This is a genomic window from Streptomyces sp. NPDC003011 (genome assembly GCF_053591515.1).
This window is the reverse complement of record NZ_JBSFTY010000040.1, coordinates 1-16,960: the sequence shown is the minus strand read 5'-3', so window position 1 is coordinate 16,960 and position 16,960 is coordinate 1. Positions and strand designations below refer to the sequence as shown.

Sequence of the window (16,960 nt, the reverse complement as noted above, 5' to 3'; positions counted from 1 at the left end):
TTGGCGCGATCAGTAGGAGACGAGGACGGAGCGGGCCGGAGCCGCGGGGTGGGCCGTGGGATCGGCGCTCTCCTCGTCGGTCTCGCCGAAGGTGACGGTGTCGGCGAGGTCCGCGAGCACCGCCTGGTAGTGGAAGAGGTCCTGGACGTCGGCCGTGCTCAGGCAGAGCAGCAGCAGCCGGTCCTCCGCGGGGAACGGCAGCCACACCTCGATACGGACGAAGAACCGTTCCTGTTCTCCCTCCGGCACCTGCCACACGGCACGGGATCCGGCGATACGGACGACCGCGGGCCCCGCGGGAAGGGTGATCAGCCGGCTCTCGCCCGACGCGCCGTCCGCCTCCGCCTTGGCCCACGTCTCCGCGAGGCCCGCGGCCGTGAGCCGTGGGTCGGGGTTGTCCAGGTCGCGCACGCTGATGGTCAGGGTGGCGCGGCTGACGCGCTCGGGTGGCTCGGAGCCGTCCGGGCTGCCGCCGAGGGGGAAGACGCCGAGCGCGCTGTAGACGGCACCGCCCGTGACGAGGTGGCGGGAGTTCGCCGCGTACATGGCGGCGGTCAGCCTCCGTACGGGTTCGAGGTCCTCGCGCTCGCCCCAGTAGTCGCGGGCGAACCGCCGTATCCGCTCGTCGAAGGCGTCCTCGTCGTCACCGATGCCCAGCGGGACGGGGTGGAACTCCGGCTGGATCCGGAAGCGGAACGCCGACGGCCCGGTGCCGGGGGCTGCCTCGGCCGCTCGCGTCGCGTCCGCCGTGCCGGCCGTCCCGGACGCTTTTGCCGTCTCGGCCGTTTCCGTGGGGGCGGCCTCGGCCCGGGCTCGCCCGGTGCCGGGTACGGACGTCACCGGTCGGCGGCCTTTCCGGACCTGACCGCCGCGACCGTCGCGACGACCTGCCCGTCCACGTGCTGGTAGAGCCGGCCCGACTCCGCGACCTTCTCGGTGACGCCCCCCGTGGCCTCGGCGATCAGCTCGATGCCGTAGCCCCACTTCTCCTGGAAGTCGTCGCAGGCCTCCTCCAGCTCGTCGGAGCCGGAACCCTTGGGGCCGATGTCCTTCAGCTGTCTCATCGCGGACCGCATGCCGTCCGCGCACTCGCTGAGATCGGTGATCAGCCGGGACAGCGCCTTGAACTCGACTTCGTAATATCCGGCCACCGCCGTCATGCCCCCTGAGGTCCCCTGGTCCCGCTCACACTGCGCTGACCACCAACTTTGGCATGCGGACAGGCAGCAGACCGAGGGAGGCTGGGCCCGGGGCGCGGTCGTGCACGGAAGCTCCGCGAGGTCTTCATGACCTGGACGTGGATCCCGCAGGGACCTCACAGGTCTGTTTGACCTTCGTCACTCCGCGGGTAGTCTCTACGACCCGATTGGCACCCGGCATGCCCCGTATGGCAGACTGTCGGAGTTGCTCGGTCGAGTGTTGATGCTGCGCGCCTCCCGTCGGGAGGACCGGAAGCGAGTCCCACAGTACTCGTCGCCCTAACTGCCACACGGCAGCGCTGGGGCGGACGTACGGGAATCTTTCGGGAAGTGTTGGTGCGGCACCGGCCAGGCGCCCGGTGGCCTTCTGGTCCCGGTCTGCGGTTCCGGAAGGGCCGTGTTCATTCCCTGGAGGGATGTTCGAACAAGGGACATCTGTGTCAGCGGAAGAGCGACACGCCCGACCGCGTGGGTCGGAGACAAGGGCTGGAACGCCGGGTTCCAGAGCGTTACGAGAGACAGGACTACTAGTAGCCATGGCGGGACAGAAGATCCGCATCCGGCTCAAGGCCTACGACCACGAGGTCATCGACAGCTCGGCGAAGAAGATCGTCGAGACGGTGACGCGTACTGGTGCGTCGGTCGCGGGCCCGGTGCCGCTGCCCACTGAGAAGAACGTGTACTGCGTCATCAAGTCGCCGCACAAGTACAAGGACTCGCGCGAGCACTTCGAGATGCGCACGCACAAGCGCCTGATCGACATCCTCGACCCGACTCCCAAGACCGTTGACTCCCTGATGCGACTCGACCTCCCGGCCGGTGTCGACATCGAGATCAAGCTCTGAGGCCGGTGATCTGAAGATGACCAAGCAGATCAAGGGCATCCTGGGCGAGAAGCTCGGCATGACGCAGGTGTGGGACGCGAACAACCGTGTCGTCCCGGTCACCGTCGTCAAGGCCGGCCCCAACGTCGTCACCCAGGTCCGTACGAACGACACCGACGGCTACGAGTCGGTCCAGATCGCCTTCGGCGAGATCGACCCGCGCAAGGTGAACAAGCCCCTCAAGGGTCACTTCGCCAAGGCCGACGTCACTCCCCGCCGCCACCTCGTCGAGATCCGTACCGCTGACGCCAGCGAGTACACCCTCGGCCAGGAGATCACCGCCGAGGTGTTCGAGGCCGGCATCAAGGTCGACGTGACCGGCAAGAGCAAGGGCAAGGGCTTCGCCGGTGTCATGAAGCGTCACAACTTCAAGGGCCTCGGCGCCGGACACGGCACCCAGCGCAAGCACCGCTCTCCCGGTTCCATCGGTGGCTGCGCCACCCCGGGCCGTGTCTTCAAGGGCATGCGCATGGCAGGCCGCATGGGCAATGAGCGGGTCACCACCCAGAACCTGACCGTCCACGCCGTTGACGCGGAGAAGGGACTGCTCCTCATCAAGGGAGCCATCCCCGGTCCGAACGGCGGCCTCGTCCTGGTCCGCACCGCGGCCAAGGGGGCCTGAGGTAACCGATGAGCACTGTTGACATCCTTTCGCCGGCGGGCGACAAGGCCGGTTCCGTCGAGCTCCCCGCGGAGATCTTCGACGTTGAGAAGATCAGCATCCCGCTGATCCACCAGGTCGTCGTCGCACAGCTGGCCGCTGCCCGCCAGGGCACGCACAAGACCAAGACGCGTGGCGAGGTCCGCGGTGGCGGCAAGAAGCCGTACCGCCAGAAGGGCACCGGTCGTGCCCGTCAGGGTTCGACCCGCGCGCCGCAGTTCGCCGGTGGTGGCGTCGTGCACGGTCCCGTGCCGCGTGACTACTCGCAGCGGACCCCGAAGAAGATGAAGGCCGCGGCGCTGCGCCACGCCCTCACCGACCGGGCCCGCCACAACCGCATCCACGTCGTCTCCGGCGTCGTCGAGGGTGAGAACCCGTCGACGAAGGCCGCCCGGACGCTGTTCGGCAAGATCTCGGAGCGCAAGAACCTGCTCCTGGTCGTCGACCGCGCCGACGAGGCCGCGTGGCTGTCCGCCCGCAACCTGCCCCAGGTCCACATCCTGGAGCCGGGCCAGCTGAACACGTACGACGTTCTCGTCTCGGACGACGTGGTCTTCACCCAGGCCGCTTTCGAGTCCTTCGTGTCTGGCCCCCAGGCCGCTGACACCGAAGGGAGCGAAGCCTGATGGCTACGCGTCACCCGAGCATCGCCTCGAAGGCCGCCAAGGCCAAGAAGGTCGCGCGCGTCGCCAAGGCGCGCCGCCACGAGGCCGAGGGCAAGAACACCGTCGTCACCCCGGTGAGCAAGTCGTTCACGGACCACCGTGACATCCTGCTCAAGCCGGTCGTGTCCGAGAAGAGCTACGCGCTTCTCGACGAGGGCAAGTACACGTTCATCGTCGCCCCGGGCGCCAACAAGACCCAGATCAAGCAGGCCGTCCAGGCGGTCTTCTCGGTCAAGGTCACCGGGGTCAACACGATCAACCGCCAGGGCAAGCGCAAGCGCACCAAGACCGGCTTCGGTCAGCGCGCCGGCTCCAAGCGCGCGATTGTGACCCTCGCTGAGGGCGACCGTATCGACATCTTCGGCGGTCCGACCGCCTGACGGCGGTCCGGATCGTCCGATATCGGACGAGGACTGAGAAATGGGAATCCGCAAGTACAAGCCGACTACGCCGGGCCGTCGTGGCTCCAGCGTCGCCGACTTCGTCGAGGTCACGCGGTCCACGCCGGAGAAGTCGCTGGTTCGCCCGCTGCACAGCAAGGGCGGCCGTAACAATTCCGGTCGTGTGACCGTTCGCCACCAGGGTGGCGGACACAAGCGCGCCTACCGCGTGATCGACTTCCGTCGTCACGACAAGGACGGCGTGCCGGCGAAGGTCGCGCACATCGAGTACGACCCCAACCGCACCGCGCGCATCGCGCTGCTGCACTACGCGGACGGCGAGAAGCGCTACATCCTCGCCCCGCGCAACCTGCAGCAGGGTGACCGCGTCGAGAACGGTCCCGGGGCCGACATCAAGCCGGGCAACAACCTGGCGCTGCGCAACATCCCGGTCGGTACCACAATCCACGCGATCGAGCTCCGTCCCGGTGGCGGTGCCAAGTTCGCCCGCTCCGCCGGTGCCTCCGTGCAGCTGCTCGCGAAGGAGGGCCAGATGGCCCACCTCCGCATGCCGTCCGGTGAGATCCGCCTGGTCGACGTGCGCTGCCGCGCCACCGTCGGCGAGGTCGGCAACGCCGAGCAGTCCAACATCAACTGGGGCAAGGCCGGCCGCAAGCGCTGGCTGGGCGTCCGCCCGACCGTCCGCGGTGTGGCGATGAACCCGGTTGACCACCCGCACGGTGGTGGTGAGGGCAAGACCTCCGGTGGTCGCCACCCGGTCTCGCCGTGGGGTCAGAAGGAGGGTCGTACTCGTTCGCCGAAGAAGGCTTCGAACAAGTACATCGTCCGCCGCCGCAAGACGAACAAGAAGCGCTAGGAGCGGGTTTAGATGCCGCGCAGTCTCAAGAAGGGGCCCTTCGTCGACGACCACCTGATCAAGAAGGTGGACGTACAGAACGAAGCGGGTTCCAAGAACGTCATCAAGACCTGGTCCCGTCGCTCGATGATCGTCCCGGCCATGCTGGGCCACACGATCGCGGTGCACAACGGCAAGACCCACATCCCGGTGTTTGTCACCGAGTCCATGGTCGGCCACAAGCTCGGCGAGTTCTCGCCGACGCGCACCTTCCGGGGTCACGTCAAGGACGACCGGAAGTCGAAGCGCCGCTAGGCGGGGTGGAATCGACTATGACTAACACCGAAGGGACAACCATGGAAGCCAGGGCCCAGGCGCGGTACATCCGCGTCACGCCCATGAAGGCCCGCCGAGTGGTGGACCTCATCCGTGGCATGGACGCCACGGAGGCTCAGGCGGTCCTGCGTTTCGCCCCGCAGGCCGCGAGCGTGCCGGTCGGCAAGGTGCTGGACAGCGCCATCGCCAACGCCGCGCACAACTACGACCACACCGATGTCGACAGCCTGGTCATCACCGAGGCGTACGTCGACGAGGGCCCGACTCTGAAGCGGTTCCGTCCGCGCGCCCAGGGCCGTGCCTACCGGATCCGCAAGCGGACCAGCCACATCACCGTGGTCGTCAGCAGCAAGGAAGGAACCCGGTAATGGGCCAGAAGGTTAACCCGCATGGGTTCCGGCTCGGCATCACCACGGACTTCAAGTCCCGTTGGTACGCCGACAAGCTGTACAAGGACTACGTCAAGGAAGACGTCGCCATCCGTCGGATGATGACGTCCGGCATGGAGCGCGCCGGTATCTCGAAGGTGGAGATCGAGCGCACCCGTGACCGCGTCCGTGTGGACATCCACACGGCCCGTCCGGGCATCGTCATCGGCCGCCGTGGCGCCGAGGCCGACCGCATCCGCGGTGACCTCGAGAAGCTCACGGGCAAGCAGGTCCAGCTGAACATCCTCGAGGTCAAGAGCCCCGAGACCGACGCTCAGCTGGTCGCCCAGGCCGTCGCCGAGCAGCTCTCCTCCCGCGTCTCCTTCCGTCGCGCCATGCGCAAGAGCATGCAGGGCACGATGAAGGCCGGCGCCAAGGGCATCAAGATCCAGTGCGGTGGCCGCCTCGGCGGCGCCGAGATGTCCCGCTCGGAGTTCTACCGCGAGGGCCGTGTGCCCCTGCACACGCTCCGCGCGAACGTGGACTACGGCTTCTTCGAGGCCAAGACGACCTTCGGCCGCATCGGCGTGAAGGTCTGGATCTACAAGGGCGATGTCAAGAACATCGCCGAGGTCCGCGCCGAGAACGCTGCTGCCCGCGCCGGCAACCGCCCGGCCCGTGGCGGCGGCGGCGCCGACCGCCCGGCCCGTGGTGGCCGTGGCGGCGGCGGCGAGCGGCGCGGTCGCAAGCCGCAGCAGGCTGCCGGTGCCGAGGCCCCCAAGGCCGAGGCTCCCGCCGCCGCCGCTCCGGCTGAGAGCACCGGAACGGAGGCCTGACCGACATGCTGATCCCCCGTAGGGTCAAGCACCGCAAGCAGCACCACCCGAAGCGTCGCGGTGAGGCCAAGGGCGGTACGACGGTCGCGTTCGGCGAGTACGGCATCCAGGCCCTCACGCCGGCGTACGTGACCAACCGCCAGATCGAGGCGGCCCGTATCGCGATGACCCGCCACATCAAGCGTGGCGGCAAGGTCTGGATCAACATCTACCCGGACCGTCCGCTGACCAAGAAGCCCGCCGAGACCCGCATGGGTTCCGGTAAGGGTTCCCCCGAGTGGTGGGTCGCGAACGTGCACCCGGGCCGGGTGATGTTCGAGCTGTCCTACCCGAACGAGAAGATTGCGCGTGAGGCCCTCACTCGTGCGGCGCACAAGCTGCCGATGAAGTGCCGGATCGTCAAGCGCGAGGCAGGTGAAGCGTGATGTCGGCCGGTACCAAGGCGTCAGAGCTGCGCGAGCTGGGTGACGAGGAGCTGCTCAACAAGCTCCGCGAAGCCAAGGAAGAGCTGTTCAACCTCCGCTTCCAGGCGGCGACCGGTCAGCTCGAGAACCACGGGCGGCTCAAGGCCGTCCGAAAGGACATCGCGCGGATCTACACCCTGATGCGTGAGCGCGAGCTGGGCATCGAGACGGTGGAGAGCGCCTGATGAGCGAGAGCAACGTGACTGAAGAGACCAAGACGGACCGCGGTTTCCGCAAGACCCGTGAGGGTCTCGTCGTCAGCGACAAGATGGACAAGACCGTCGTCGTCGCCGTCGAGGACCGTGTCAAGCACGCGTTGTACGGCAAGGTCATCCGCCGTACGAACAAGCTCAAGGCCCACGACGAGCAGAACGCCGCGGGCGTCGGCGACCGTGTCCTCCTCATGGAGACCCGGCCGCTGTCCGCGACGAAGCGCTGGCGCGTCGTCGAGATCCTCGAGAAGGCCAAGTAGGTAATCCGCGCAAGCGGATTCCAAAGAAACCTCCTGCGGGGCAAACCCGGCAGGACAGTTCCGCCAGGCTCCGCAGGGGCTCCCTCGTGACGAGGAAGCCCCTGCGGGGAACCGGCAGACAATCAGGAGATAGACGTGATCCAGCAGGAGTCGCGACTTCGGGTCGCCGACAACACTGGTGCGAAGGAAATCCTTTGCATCCGTGTGCTCGGTGGCTCCGGTCGCCGCTACGCGGGCATCGGTGACGTCATCGTCGCCACCGTCAAGGACGCGATCCCCGGTGGCAACGTGAAGAAGGGTGACGTCGTCAAGGCGGTCATCGTTCGCACCGTCAAGGAGCGCCGCCGTCCGGACGGCTCGTACATCCGCTTCGACGAGAACGCCGCTGTCATTCTGAAGAACGACGGCGACCCTCGCGGCACCCGTATCTTCGGCCCGGTGGGTCGTGAGCTGCGCGAGAAGAAGTTCATGAAGATCATCTCGCTCGCGCCGGAGGTGCTGTAAGCATGAAGATCAAGAAGGGCGACCTGGTCCAGGTCATCACCGGCAAGGACAAGGGCAAGCAGGGCAAGGTCATCGCGGCCTACCCCCGCGAGGACCGTGTCCTGGTCGAGGGTGTCAACCGGGTCAAGAAGCACACCAAGGCCGGTCCCACGGCTCGTGGTTCGCAGGCCGGCGGCATCGTCACCACCGAGGCCCCCATTCACGTGAGCAACGTTCAGCTCGTCGTGGAGAAGGACGGCAACAAGGTCGTGACCCGCGTCGGTTACCGCTTCGACGACGAGGGCAACAAGATCCGCGTTGCCAAGCGGACGGGTGAGGACATCTGATGGCTACCACCACCACTCCGCGTCTGAAGACGAAGTACCGCGAGGAGATCCAGGCCAAGCTGCAGGAGGAGTTCTCGTACGAGAACGTCATGCAGATCCCCGGCCTGGTGAAGATCGTGGTCAACATGGGTGTCGGCGACGCCGCCCGTGACTCGAAGCTCATGGACGGTGCCGTCCGTGACCTGACCACCATCACCGGTCAGAAGCCGGCCGTCACCAAGGCCCGCAAGTCCATCGCGCAGTTCAAGCTGCGTGAGGGCCAGCCGATCGGTGCTCACGTCACGCTCCGTGGCGACCGCATGTGGGAGTTCCTGGACCGCACCCTGTCGCTGGCGCTCCCGCGCATCCGCGACTTCCGCGGCCTGTCCCCCAAGCAGTTCGACGGCCGTGGCAACTACACCTTCGGTCTCACGGAGCAGGTCATGTTCCACGAGATCGACCAGGACAAGATCGACCGCGTCCGGGGTATGGACATCACCGTGGTCACCACGGCGACCAACGACGCTGAGGGCCGTGCGCTCCTTCGTCACCTCGGCTTCCCCTTCAAGGAGGCGTGAGCGAGATGGCGAAGAAGGCTCTGATTGCCAAGGCTGCTCGTAAGCCCAAGTTCGGAGTACGCGGCTACACGCGCTGCCAGCGCTGCGGCCGTCCGCACTCCGTGTACCGCAAGTTCGGCCTGTGCCGCGTGTGCCTCCGTGAGATGGCTCACCGTGGCGAGCTGCCGGGCGTGACCAAGAGCTCCTGGTAATCCTGCCCACCCGTCGCCCGACCACCGCCCCTCAAGGGCGGCCCTTCGGGCCGACTGGCTGGATTGGATTCCTGAGCTCTCGGTAAGTAAAGGGCGGTGTCAGGTGCCCACCCCTCCATGGCTTAGGCTAGGAGGGTTGGGCGCCTGGACGCCCATACGACTTACTACGCCGTAGGTCCACCGCGCCGCACCCGTCCCGTCTCGGATCGGGGAGAGGGATGGCGCACCAGGAAACCCCGGCGAGAGAGGCCGAAGGCCAATTCATGACCATGACTGATCCGATCGCAGACATGCTTACGCGTCTGCGGAACGCGAACTCGGCATACCACGACTCCGTGACGATGCCGGCATCGAAGATCAAGTCTCACATCGCGGAGATCCTCCAGCAGGAGGGCTTCATCACGGGCTGGAAGGTCGAGGACGCCGAGGTCGGCAAGAACCTCGTCCTGGAGCTGAAGTTCGGCCCCAACCGTGAGCGCTCCATCGCGGGCATCAAGCGCATCTCCAAGCCCGGTCTCCGGGTGTACGCGAAGTCCACCAACCTGCCGAAGGTGCTCGGCGGCCTCGGCGTGGCGATCATCTCCACGTCGCACGGGCTCCTCACCGACAAGCAGGCCGGCAAGAAGGGCGTAGGCGGAGAAGTCCTCGCCTACGTCTGGTAACGGAAGGGAACGGAGGAAACAGCTATGTCGCGTATTGGCAAGCTCCCCATCACGGTTCCCGCCGGCGTGGACGTCACCATCGACGGCCGTACGGTGTCGGTCAAGGGCCCCAAGGGTTCCCTGAGCCACACCGTTGCCGCGCCGATCGACATCGCCAAGGGTGAGGACGGCGTACTCAACGTCACCCGCCCCAACGACGAGCGTCAGAACAAGGCCCTGCACGGCCTGTCCCGCACGCTGGTGGCGAACATGATCACCGGCGTGACCGAGGGTTACGTGAAGAAGCTCGAGATCAGCGGTGTCGGTTACCGCGTACAGGCCAAGGGATCGAACCTCGAGTTCGCTCTGGGCTACAGCCACCCGATCACCGTCGAGGCGCCCGAGGGAATCACCTTCAAGGTGGAGACCCCGACCCGCTTCCAGGTCGAGGGCATCGACAAGCAGAAGGTCGGCGAGGTTGCGGCCAACATCCGCAAGCTGCGCAAGCCCGACCCGTACAAGGCCAAGGGCGTCAAGTACGAGGGCGAAGTCATCCGCCGCAAGGTCGGAAAGGCGGGTAAGTAAGCCATGGCATACGGACAGAAGATCCTCAAGGGCGACGCCTACAAGCGCGCCGCGATCAAGCGCCGCCACATCCGGATCCGCAAGTCGATCAACGGTACGGCGGAGCGTCCTCGTCTGGTCGTGACCCGCTCGAACCGCCACATCGTGGCCCAGGTGATCGACGACCTCAAGGGTCACACCCTTGCGTCGGCGTCCACCCTGGACACCTCGATCCGCGGTGCGGAGGGCGACAAGTCGACGCAGGCCAAGCAGGTCGGCGCCCTGGTCGCCGAGCGCGCCAAGGCCGCCGGCGTCGAGGCTGTCGTATTCGACCGTGGTGGCAACCAGTACGCCGGGCGCATCGCTGCCCTGGCGGACGCCGCCCGCGAAGCCGGACTGAAGTTCTGAGCCGGTTCCGTAGCTAGCGGAAACAGAGAGAGGTAATTCCAATGGCTGGACCCCAGCGCCGCGGTGGCGGTGCCGGTGGCGGCGAGCGGCGGGACCGGAAGGGTCGCGACGGTGGCGCTTCTGCTGCCGAGAAGACCGCGTACGTTGAGCGCGTTGTCGCGATCAACCGCGTCGCCAAGGTTGTGAAGGGTGGTCGTCGCTTCAGCTTCACCGCGCTGGTCGTGGTGGGCGACGGTGACGGCACCGTGGGTGTCGGTTACGGCAAGGCCAAGGAGGTGCCGGCCGCCATCGCCAAGGGTGTGGAGGAGGCCAAGAAGCACTTCTTCAAGGTCCCCCGTATCCAGGGCACCATCCCGCACCCGATCACGGGCGAGAAGGCCGCGGGCGTCGTCCTGCTCAAGCCTGCTTCCCCCGGTACCGGCGTCATCGCCGGTGGCCCGGTGCGTGCGGTGCTCGAGTGCGCCGGCGTGCACGACATCCTGTCGAAGTCGCTCGGCTCGTCCAACGCGATCAACATCGTGCACGCGACCGTGGCGGCCCTGAAGGGCCTGCAGCGTCCCGAGGAGATCGCGGCTCGCCGTGGTCTGCCCCTCGAGGACGTCGCTCCCGCGGCTCTGCTGCGTGCGCGTGCCGGGGCTGGTGCTGCGTAATGGCTCAGCTCAAGATCACGCAGACGAAGTCGTACATCGGCAGCAAGCAGAACCACCGTGACACCCTGCGTTCCCTTGGTCTCAAGGGAATCAACACGCAGGTGGTCAAGGAGGATCGTCCCGAGTTCCGCGGCATGGTGCACACCGTCCGCCACCTCGTGACGGTCGAGGAGGTCGACTGATCATGGCGGAGAACAACCCGCTCAAGATCCACAACCTCCGTCCCGCCCCGGGCGCCAAGACCGCCAAGACCCGTGTGGGTCGTGGTGAGGCGTCGAAGGGCAAGACGGCCGGTCGTGGTACCAAGGGCACGAAGGCCCGTTACCAGGTTCCGGAGCGCTTCGAGGGCGGGCAGATGCCCCTCCACATGCGCCTCCCGAAGCTGAAGGGCTTCAGGAACCCGTTCAAGACCGAGTACCAGGTCGTGAACCTCGACAAGCTGGGCGCGCTGTACCCGGAGGGTGGCGAGGTCACCGTCGAGGGGCTCGTCGCCAAGGGTGCCGTTCGCAAGAACAGCCTCGTCAAGGTCCTCGGCCAGGGCGAGATCTCCGTGGCGCTGCAGGTGACGGTCGACGCCGTCTCCGGCTCCGCCAAGGAGAAGATCACCGCCGCCGGCGGTACCGTCACCGAGCTCGTCTGAACACCACAGGCGTCTCGATGACTTGAGCGATCCCGACCGGGGATATCCCACAAATGGGGTATCCCCGGTTGGTCGTTCCAAGGGGGCAGTCTCGCCGGTAAGGTGGCCTGCACTGCCCACTTTCACAAGATGCTTCCCATGGGGCACCTTGGGCGGCAGTCGACCGTTACACATGTCGTCGTTCTTATTGGACCTTCAAGACCGTCACCCTTGACGCAGTTGCGCGGGGGTCGCAGGAGGCACCGTGCTCACCGCGTTCGCCCGGGCGTTCAAGACGCCCGACCTGCGCAAGAAGCTGCTCTTCACGCTCGGGATCATCGTGGTCTACCGGGTCGGTACCCACGTCCCGATCCCCGGCGTCGACTACACGTCCGTTCAGCAGTGCGTCGACGAGGCGTCCGGCAACCAGGGCCTGTTCGGTCTCGTCAACATGTTCAGCGGCGGCGCGCTGCTCCAAATCACGATCTTCGCGCTCGGCATCATGCCGTACATCACGGCCAGCATCATTCTCCAGCTGCTGACCGTGGTGATCCCTCGTCTGGAAGCCCTCAAGAAGGAGGGCCAGGCCGGTACGGCGAAGATCACTCAGTACACGCGCTACCTGACCGTCGCGCTCGCCATCCTGCAGGGCACCGGCCTGGTGGCCACCGCCCGCAGCGGCGCCCTGTTCTCCGGCTGCACCGTCGCCGGCAGCATCGTTCCGGACCGCGCGATCTTCACCACGATGGTCATGGTCATCACCATGACCGCTGGTACGGCCGTCGTCATGTGGCTCGGTGAGCTCATCACCGACCGCGGCATCGGCAACGGCATGTCGATCCTCATGTTCATCTCGATCGCCGCGACCTTCCCGTCCGCGCTGTGGGCCATCAAGACGCAGGGCACCCTGGCCGACGGCTGGATCGAGTTCGGCACGGTCATCCTCGTCGGCCTGGTCATGGTCGGCCTGGTGGTCTTCGTCGAGCAGGCGCAGCGCCGCATCCCGGTCCAGTACGCGAAGCGGATGATCGGCCGCCGTTCCTACGGCGGTACGTCGACCTACATCCCGCTCAAGGTGAACCAGGCGGGTGTGATCCCCGTCATCTTCGCCTCGTCGCTGCTCTACATCCCGGCACTGGTCGCGCAGTTCTCCAGCGGGACGTCGGGGTGGAAGACCTGGATCGAGTCCCACCTCGTCAAGGGGGACCACCCGTACTACATCACCCTGTACTTCTTGCTCATCGTTTTCTTCGCGTTCTTCTACGTGGCGATCACCTTCAACCCCGAAGAAGTCGCCGACAACATGAAGAAGTATGGTGGCTTCATCCCGGGCATCCGGGCTGGCCGACCGACCGCTGAGTACTTGTCGTACGTACTCAACCGGATCACCTGGCCGGGTTCGCTGTACCTGGGGCTGATCGCTCTCGTGCCGACGATGGCGTTGGCTGGTTTCGGGGCAAACCAGAACTTCCCGTTCGGCGGGACCAGCATCCTGATCATCGTGGGTGTGGGTCTCGAGACGGTGAAGCAGATCGAGAGTCAGCTTCAGCAGCGCAATTACGAAGGGTTCCTCCGCTGATGCGTATCGTCCTCGTCGGGCCGCCGGGTGCCGGTAAGGGAACGCAGGCCGCGTTCCTCGCCCAGAACCTGTCGATCCCGCACATCTCCACGGGCGACCTGTTCCGGGCCAACATCAGCAAGCAGACGGAACTCGGCAAACTGGCGAAGTCCTTCATGGACGCGGGCAACCTTGTCCCCGACGAGGTCACCATCGGCATGGCCAAGGACCGCATGGAGCAGCCCGACGCGGAGAACGGCTTCCTGCTGGACGGCTTCCCGCGCAACGTCTCGCAGGCCGAGGCGCTGGACGAGATGCTGCAGTCCGAGGGCATGAAGCTGGACGCGGTGCTGGACCTGGAGGTCCCGGAGGAAGAGGTCGTGAAGCGGATCGCCGGCCGGCGCATCTGCCGTCACGACTCGGCGCACGTCTTCCACGTGTCGTACAAGGCGCCCAAGCAGGCGGACGTCTGTGACGTCTGCGGCGGGGAGCTGTACCAGCGCGACGACGACTCCGAGGAGACCGTCCGCAAGCGGCTGGAGGTCTACCACACGCAGACCGAGCCGATCATCGACTACTACAAGGCGCAGGGCCTGGTGGTCACGATCTCCGCGCTCGGCAAGGTGGAGGACGTCACCGCGCGCGCCATGGAGGCGCTCGAGCGCGAGGGCGACGCCGCCTAGCGTCGGCTCTCCGCAGTCGTTCCCCGTACGTCGTCGCAGCCGCGGTTCCCCTCCGGGGGGCCGCGGCTGCTGCGTGGGTGCACGTATCGTTGAAGACACCCGTCCCTCTCCCCGGTCCGAGAAAGGCCCCCGCCGCCATGGTGCAGATCAAGACCCCCGAGCAGATCGCCAAGATGCGTGAGGCGGGGCTGGTCGTCGCCGCCATCCACGCGGCGACGCGTGAGGCCGCGGTGCCCGGGGCCACGACCAGGGACCTGGACCAGGTCGCCCGCAAGGTGCTCGCGGAGCACCACGCGAAGCCGAACTTCCTGGGCTACGGCGGGTTCCCGGCGACGATCTGCACCTCGGTGAACGAGGTCGTCGTGCACGGCATCCCCTCCGACGAGGTCGTCCTCAAGGACGGGGACGTCATCTCCGTCGACTGCGGCGCGATCATCGACGGCTGGCACGGTGACGCGGCCTACACGGCCTTCGTGGGCTCCGGCCACGCCCCGGAGCTGATCGAGCTCTCCCGGGTGACCGAGGAGTCGATGTGGGCCGGCATCGCGGCCATGAAGCAGGGCAACCGGCTCGTGGACGTCTCCCGGGCCATCGAGACGTACATCCGCCGCCAGCCCAAGCCCGGCGGTGGCCGCTACGGCATCATCGAGGACTACGGCGGCCACGGCATCGGGACCGAGATGCACATGGACCCGCACCTGCTGAACTACGTCGACCGTCGCCGCGGCAAGGGCCCCAAGCTGGTCCCCGGCTTCTGCCTCGCCATCGAGCCGATGGTCTCCCTGGGCACCCCGAAGACCGAGGTCCTCCCGGACGACTGGACGGTCATCACGACCGACGGCACCTGGTCCTCCCACTGGGAGCACTCGGTGGCGCTGACCGAAGAGGGCCCGCTGGTGCTGACGGCTCCCGACGGGGGCAGGGCGAAGCTGGCGGAGCACGGGGTCGTGGCGGCGCCGGATCCGCTCGCCTGAGCGGTTCCGTGGGGCCGGGTCCCTGTCCGGACGGCGGCTGCGGTTCCTGGGGGCTGGTCGCGCGGTTCCCCCGCGCCACCTCCCGGAGCCCCGCGCCACTTCCCGGCGCCCCGCGCCCCTTCCCGGCGCCCGGCGCCAGGTCGCGTCACAGGCCGACGCGTGCTTAGAGATCTTCCGCACAGGGCAGACTCCCTCGATTCGTCTTTCCGGGTGCGCTGTCGTAGACTGACTCGTCGGCTCTCGTGCACCCGCATGTCTGCATGCGCCCGTAAGGGAAGCACCGAGAGTCGATCAAGGTAGTCGATTCGAAGGGCGAAGCGTGGCCAAGAAGCAAGGTGCCATCGAGATCGAGGGCACTGTCGTCGAGTCTCTTCCGAACGCCATGTTCAAGGTCGAGCTCCAGAACGGCCACCAGGTCCTGGCACACATCAGCGGCAAGATGCGTATGCACTACATCCGCATCCTCCCTGACGACCGGGTCGTGGTGGAGCTGTCTCCGTACGACCTCACGCGTGGCCGGATCGTCTACCGGTACAAGTAGATCTTGCCCAGGCCTCGCGCGAGCGGGGCTGCCGGCAACTGACCCGGAGAACCTCACCCCATGAAGGTCAAGCCGAGCGTCAAGAAGATCTGCGACAAGTGCAGGGTGATCCGCCGTCACGGCCGGGTCATGGTCATCTGCGAGAACCCGCGCCACAAGCAGCGCCAGGGCTGACGCAGCACCACCCTCTGCGACTTCGCAGACTTCGCGCGACGCGAGCTGAATTGTTCATACGCAGGACCCAGGCATCACAAGTGATCGCCTGACACCCCCGGTTCGGAGGCCGGGGACCCAGTTCGTACCTGGTACGGCGGCTGGGACTCGGTTCTGCGGAAGACCTCCGAAGATCAACTGGAGCCATTGAATGGCACGCGTTTCCGGTGTTGACATCCCGCGCGAAAAGCGCGTGGAGGTCGCCCTGACCTATGTGTTCGGCATCGGCCGGACCCTTTCCCAGCTCACGCTGGCCGAGACCGGCATCGACCCGAACACCCGGGTTCGCGACCTCTCCGAAGAGCAGCTGGTCGCGATCCGCGAGTACGTCGACAACAACATCAAGACCGAGGGTGACCTCCGTCGCGAGATCCAGGCCGACATCCGCCGCAAGGTCGAGATCGGCAGCTACCAGGGTATCCGTCACCGTCGCGGTCTGCCTGTCCGCGGTCAGCGCACCAGCACCAACGCCCGCACCCGCAAGGGCCCGCGTCGCGCCATCGCCGGTAAGAAGAAGCCGGGCAAGAAGTAGTCCTCAGCGGACGCTTATCAGCGGTCTTCGCTGTAGGACCGACCACCTCCCGTAGGAGTTATAGATGCCCCCCAAGGGTCGTCAGGGCGCTGCCAAGAAGGTGCGCCGCAAGGAAAAGAAGAACGTCGCTCACGGCCACGCGCACATCAAGAGCACGTTCAACAACACGATCGTCTCGATCACCGACCCCTCGGGCAACGTGATCTCCTGGGCCTCCGCCGGCCACGTCGGCTTCAAGGGCTCGCGCAAGTCCACCCCCTTCGCCGCGCAGATGGCCGCCGAGTCGGCCGCCCGCCGCGCGCAGGAGCACGGCATGCGCAAGGTCGACGTCTTCGTCAAGGGCCCGGGTTCGGGTCGTGAGACGGCCATCCGTTCGCTTCAGGCGACCGGTCTCGAGGTCGGCTCCATCCAGGACGTCACGCCCACCCCGCACAACGGCTGCCGTCCGCCGAAGCGCCGCCGCGTCTGATCCGACGTACGGCTGCTGCATCTGAGGTTTCCGGGCGGTACGGCTCTCAGGGGCCGTATCGCCCGTACCCTTGCACATAGCACCATCGGGCTCTGCCCGGTGCATCAGGGCGTCAAATAGCGGGCGCCCCTGACAGAAGGAACGCACCATGCTGATCGCTCAGCGTCCGTCCCTGACCGAAGAGGTCGTCGACGAGTTCCGCTCCCGGTTCGTGATCGAGCCGCTGGAGCCGGGCTTCGGCTACACCCTCGGCAACTCCCTGCGTCGTACGCTCCTCTCCTCGATCCCGGGTGCGGCGGTCACGTCCATCCGTATCGACGGTGTCCTGCACGAGTTCACCACCGTGCCGGGCGTCAAGGAGGACGTCACCGACCTGATCCTCAACATCAAGCAGCTGGTCGTCTCCTCG

The 16,960-nt window shown here is 66.6% G+C and carries 30 protein-coding genes and 1 pseudogene; 29 read left to right on the top strand and 2 right to left on the bottom strand.

Annotated elements, in window-relative coordinates:
• Window positions 1-9: 9 nt before the first annotated feature.
• Together ACWD0J_RS21350 and ACWD0J_RS21345 are read right to left on the bottom strand one after the other, a co-directional pair.
• Window positions 10-840 (bottom strand): hypothetical protein, encoded by an 831-nt coding sequence (locus tag ACWD0J_RS21350; protein ID WP_451497378.1) that lies wholly within the window; start codon window positions 838-840, stop codon window positions 10-12.
• Entirely contained in the window at window positions 837-1,160 is a 324-nt protein-coding gene (locus ACWD0J_RS21345; RefSeq protein ID WP_451497377.1) for a hypothetical protein, read from the bottom strand. The genes ACWD0J_RS21350 and ACWD0J_RS21345 overlap by 4 nt, the downstream gene beginning before the upstream one ends.
• 575 nt (window positions 1,161-1,735) lie before the next feature.
• Here ACWD0J_RS21345 and rpsJ point away from each other — a divergent pair.
• The 29 genes and pseudogenes from rpsJ to ACWD0J_RS21200 form a co-directional block, all read left to right on the top strand.
• On the top strand, window positions 1,736-2,044 hold the full coding sequence (gene rpsJ / locus ACWD0J_RS21340; protein ID WP_003948644.1) for a 30S ribosomal protein S10: 309 nt from the start codon (window positions 1,736-1,738) through the stop codon (window positions 2,042-2,044).
• A gap of 16 nt (window positions 2,045-2,060) precedes the next feature.
• Window positions 2,061-2,705, top strand: coding sequence for a 50S ribosomal protein L3 (rplC, locus tag ACWD0J_RS21335; RefSeq protein WP_451497376.1), 645 nt, complete (start codon window positions 2,061-2,063; stop codon window positions 2,703-2,705).
• A gap of 8 nt (window positions 2,706-2,713) precedes the next feature.
• Window positions 2,714-3,370, top strand: a complete 657-nt coding sequence (gene rplD, locus ACWD0J_RS21330; RefSeq protein WP_286064063.1) for a 50S ribosomal protein L4 — start codon at window positions 2,714-2,716, stop codon at window positions 3,368-3,370.
• Window positions 3,370-3,789 (top strand): 50S ribosomal protein L23, encoded by a 420-nt coding sequence (gene rplW, locus ACWD0J_RS21325; protein ID WP_030039756.1) that lies wholly within the window; start codon window positions 3,370-3,372, stop codon window positions 3,787-3,789. The genes rplD and rplW overlap by 1 nt, the downstream gene beginning before the upstream one ends.
• 40 nt (window positions 3,790-3,829) lie before the next feature.
• Window positions 3,830-4,666: a 50S ribosomal protein L2 gene (gene rplB / locus ACWD0J_RS21320; RefSeq protein ID WP_030046376.1), complete on the top strand. Its 837-nt coding sequence runs from the start codon at window positions 3,830-3,832 to the stop codon at window positions 4,664-4,666.
• 12 nt (window positions 4,667-4,678) lie between these two features.
• The gene (rpsS, locus tag ACWD0J_RS21315) at window positions 4,679-4,960 is read left to right on the top strand and encodes a 30S ribosomal protein S19 (protein ID WP_030619138.1); all 282 of its coding nucleotides are present in this window, start codon (window positions 4,679-4,681) and stop codon (window positions 4,958-4,960) included.
• A gap of 41 nt (window positions 4,961-5,001) precedes the next feature.
• Window positions 5,002-5,349, top strand: a complete 348-nt coding sequence (gene rplV, locus ACWD0J_RS21310; RefSeq protein ID WP_286064065.1) for a 50S ribosomal protein L22 — start codon at window positions 5,002-5,004, stop codon at window positions 5,347-5,349.
• A complete protein-coding gene (gene rpsC, locus ACWD0J_RS21305) occupies window positions 5,349-6,185 on the top strand; it encodes a 30S ribosomal protein S3 (protein WP_388362328.1) in 837 nt (278 codons plus the stop codon). The genes rplV and rpsC overlap by 1 nt, the downstream gene beginning before the upstream one ends.
• Before the next feature lie 5 nt (window positions 6,186-6,190).
• A complete protein-coding gene (rplP, locus tag ACWD0J_RS21300; protein WP_124439900.1) occupies window positions 6,191-6,610 on the top strand; it encodes a 50S ribosomal protein L16 in 420 nt (139 codons plus the stop codon).
• Complete coding sequence (gene rpmC / locus ACWD0J_RS21295) at window positions 6,610-6,834, top strand: 50S ribosomal protein L29 (protein ID WP_005481220.1); 225 nt, start codon at window positions 6,610-6,612, stop codon at window positions 6,832-6,834. The genes rplP and rpmC overlap by 1 nt, the downstream gene beginning before the upstream one ends.
• A complete protein-coding gene (gene rpsQ / locus ACWD0J_RS21290; protein WP_010036717.1) occupies window positions 6,834-7,121 on the top strand; it encodes a 30S ribosomal protein S17 in 288 nt (95 codons plus the stop codon). Before rpmC ends, rpsQ begins: the two co-directional genes overlap by 1 nt.
• Before the next feature lie 135 nt (window positions 7,122-7,256).
• Window positions 7,257-7,625, top strand: a complete 369-nt coding sequence (gene rplN, locus ACWD0J_RS21285; protein ID WP_003998823.1) for a 50S ribosomal protein L14 — start codon at window positions 7,257-7,259, stop codon at window positions 7,623-7,625.
• 2 nt (window positions 7,626-7,627) lie between these two features.
• Window positions 7,628-7,951: a 50S ribosomal protein L24 gene (gene rplX, locus ACWD0J_RS21280; RefSeq protein ID WP_030671805.1), complete on the top strand. Its 324-nt coding sequence runs from the start codon at window positions 7,628-7,630 to the stop codon at window positions 7,949-7,951.
• Window positions 7,951-8,508, top strand: coding sequence for a 50S ribosomal protein L5 (gene rplE / locus ACWD0J_RS21275; RefSeq protein ID WP_121405503.1), 558 nt, complete (start codon window positions 7,951-7,953; stop codon window positions 8,506-8,508). The genes rplX and rplE overlap by 1 nt, the downstream gene beginning before the upstream one ends.
• Window positions 8,509-8,513: 5 nt before the next feature.
• Window positions 8,514-8,699, top strand: a complete 186-nt coding sequence (locus ACWD0J_RS21270) for a type Z 30S ribosomal protein S14 (protein ID WP_003948630.1) — start codon at window positions 8,514-8,516, stop codon at window positions 8,697-8,699.
• A 263-nt stretch (window positions 8,700-8,962) separates the two neighbouring features.
• A complete protein-coding gene (gene rpsH, locus ACWD0J_RS21265) occupies window positions 8,963-9,361 on the top strand; it encodes a 30S ribosomal protein S8 (protein ID WP_007384075.1) in 399 nt (132 codons plus the stop codon).
• A gap of 24 nt (window positions 9,362-9,385) precedes the next feature.
• Complete coding sequence (gene rplF, locus ACWD0J_RS21260) at window positions 9,386-9,925, top strand: 50S ribosomal protein L6 (RefSeq protein ID WP_451497375.1); 540 nt, start codon at window positions 9,386-9,388, stop codon at window positions 9,923-9,925.
• Window positions 9,926-9,928: 3 nt separating this feature from the next.
• Window positions 9,929-10,312, top strand: coding sequence for a 50S ribosomal protein L18 (rplR, locus tag ACWD0J_RS21255; RefSeq protein ID WP_266435021.1), 384 nt, complete (start codon window positions 9,929-9,931; stop codon window positions 10,310-10,312).
• 41 nt (window positions 10,313-10,353) lie between these two features.
• Window positions 10,354-10,962 carry a 30S ribosomal protein S5 gene (rpsE, locus tag ACWD0J_RS21250; RefSeq protein ID WP_319255384.1) on the top strand — a complete coding sequence of 203 codons (609 nt, stop codon included), beginning with the start codon at window positions 10,354-10,356 and terminating at the stop codon, window positions 10,960-10,962.
• Entirely contained in the window at window positions 10,962-11,144 is a 183-nt protein-coding gene (gene rpmD / locus ACWD0J_RS21245; RefSeq protein ID WP_005481207.1) for a 50S ribosomal protein L30, read from the top strand. The genes rpsE and rpmD overlap by 1 nt, the downstream gene beginning before the upstream one ends.
• 2 nt (window positions 11,145-11,146) lie before the next feature.
• Window positions 11,147-11,602: a 50S ribosomal protein L15 gene (gene rplO, locus ACWD0J_RS21240; RefSeq protein ID WP_266501042.1), complete on the top strand. Its 456-nt coding sequence runs from the start codon at window positions 11,147-11,149 to the stop codon at window positions 11,600-11,602.
• Between the two features lie 244 nt (window positions 11,603-11,846).
• On the top strand, window positions 11,847-13,160 hold the full coding sequence (secY, locus tag ACWD0J_RS21235) for a preprotein translocase subunit SecY (protein ID WP_451497374.1): 1,314 nt from the start codon (window positions 11,847-11,849) through the stop codon (window positions 13,158-13,160).
• Window positions 13,160-13,822, top strand: a complete 663-nt coding sequence (locus ACWD0J_RS21230; protein ID WP_451497373.1) for an adenylate kinase — start codon at window positions 13,160-13,162, stop codon at window positions 13,820-13,822. The genes secY and ACWD0J_RS21230 overlap by 1 nt, the downstream gene beginning before the upstream one ends.
• Window positions 13,823-13,959: 137 nt before the next feature.
• Entirely contained in the window at window positions 13,960-14,796 is an 837-nt protein-coding gene (gene map / locus ACWD0J_RS21225) for a type I methionyl aminopeptidase (RefSeq protein ID WP_451497372.1), read from the top strand.
• 319 nt (window positions 14,797-15,115) lie between these two features.
• Window positions 15,116-15,337, top strand: coding sequence for a translation initiation factor IF-1 (gene infA / locus ACWD0J_RS21220; protein ID WP_003948620.1), 222 nt, complete (start codon window positions 15,116-15,118; stop codon window positions 15,335-15,337).
• Between the two features lie 60 nt (window positions 15,338-15,397).
• A complete protein-coding gene (rpmJ, locus tag ACWD0J_RS21215; RefSeq protein WP_003998809.1) occupies window positions 15,398-15,511 on the top strand; it encodes a 50S ribosomal protein L36 in 114 nt (37 codons plus the stop codon).
• A gap of 190 nt (window positions 15,512-15,701) precedes the next feature.
• The gene (gene rpsM / locus ACWD0J_RS21210; protein ID WP_451497371.1) at window positions 15,702-16,082 is read left to right on the top strand and encodes a 30S ribosomal protein S13; all 381 of its coding nucleotides are present in this window, start codon (window positions 15,702-15,704) and stop codon (window positions 16,080-16,082) included.
• 64 nt (window positions 16,083-16,146) lie between these two features.
• Window positions 16,147-16,551: a 30S ribosomal protein S11 gene (gene rpsK, locus ACWD0J_RS21205; protein ID WP_003956432.1), complete on the top strand. Its 405-nt coding sequence runs from the start codon at window positions 16,147-16,149 to the stop codon at window positions 16,549-16,551.
• Window positions 16,552-16,699: 148 nt separating this feature from the next.
• Window positions 16,700-16,960 (top strand): annotated as a pseudogene (locus ACWD0J_RS21200) (DNA-directed RNA polymerase subunit alpha); the annotation flags it as partial.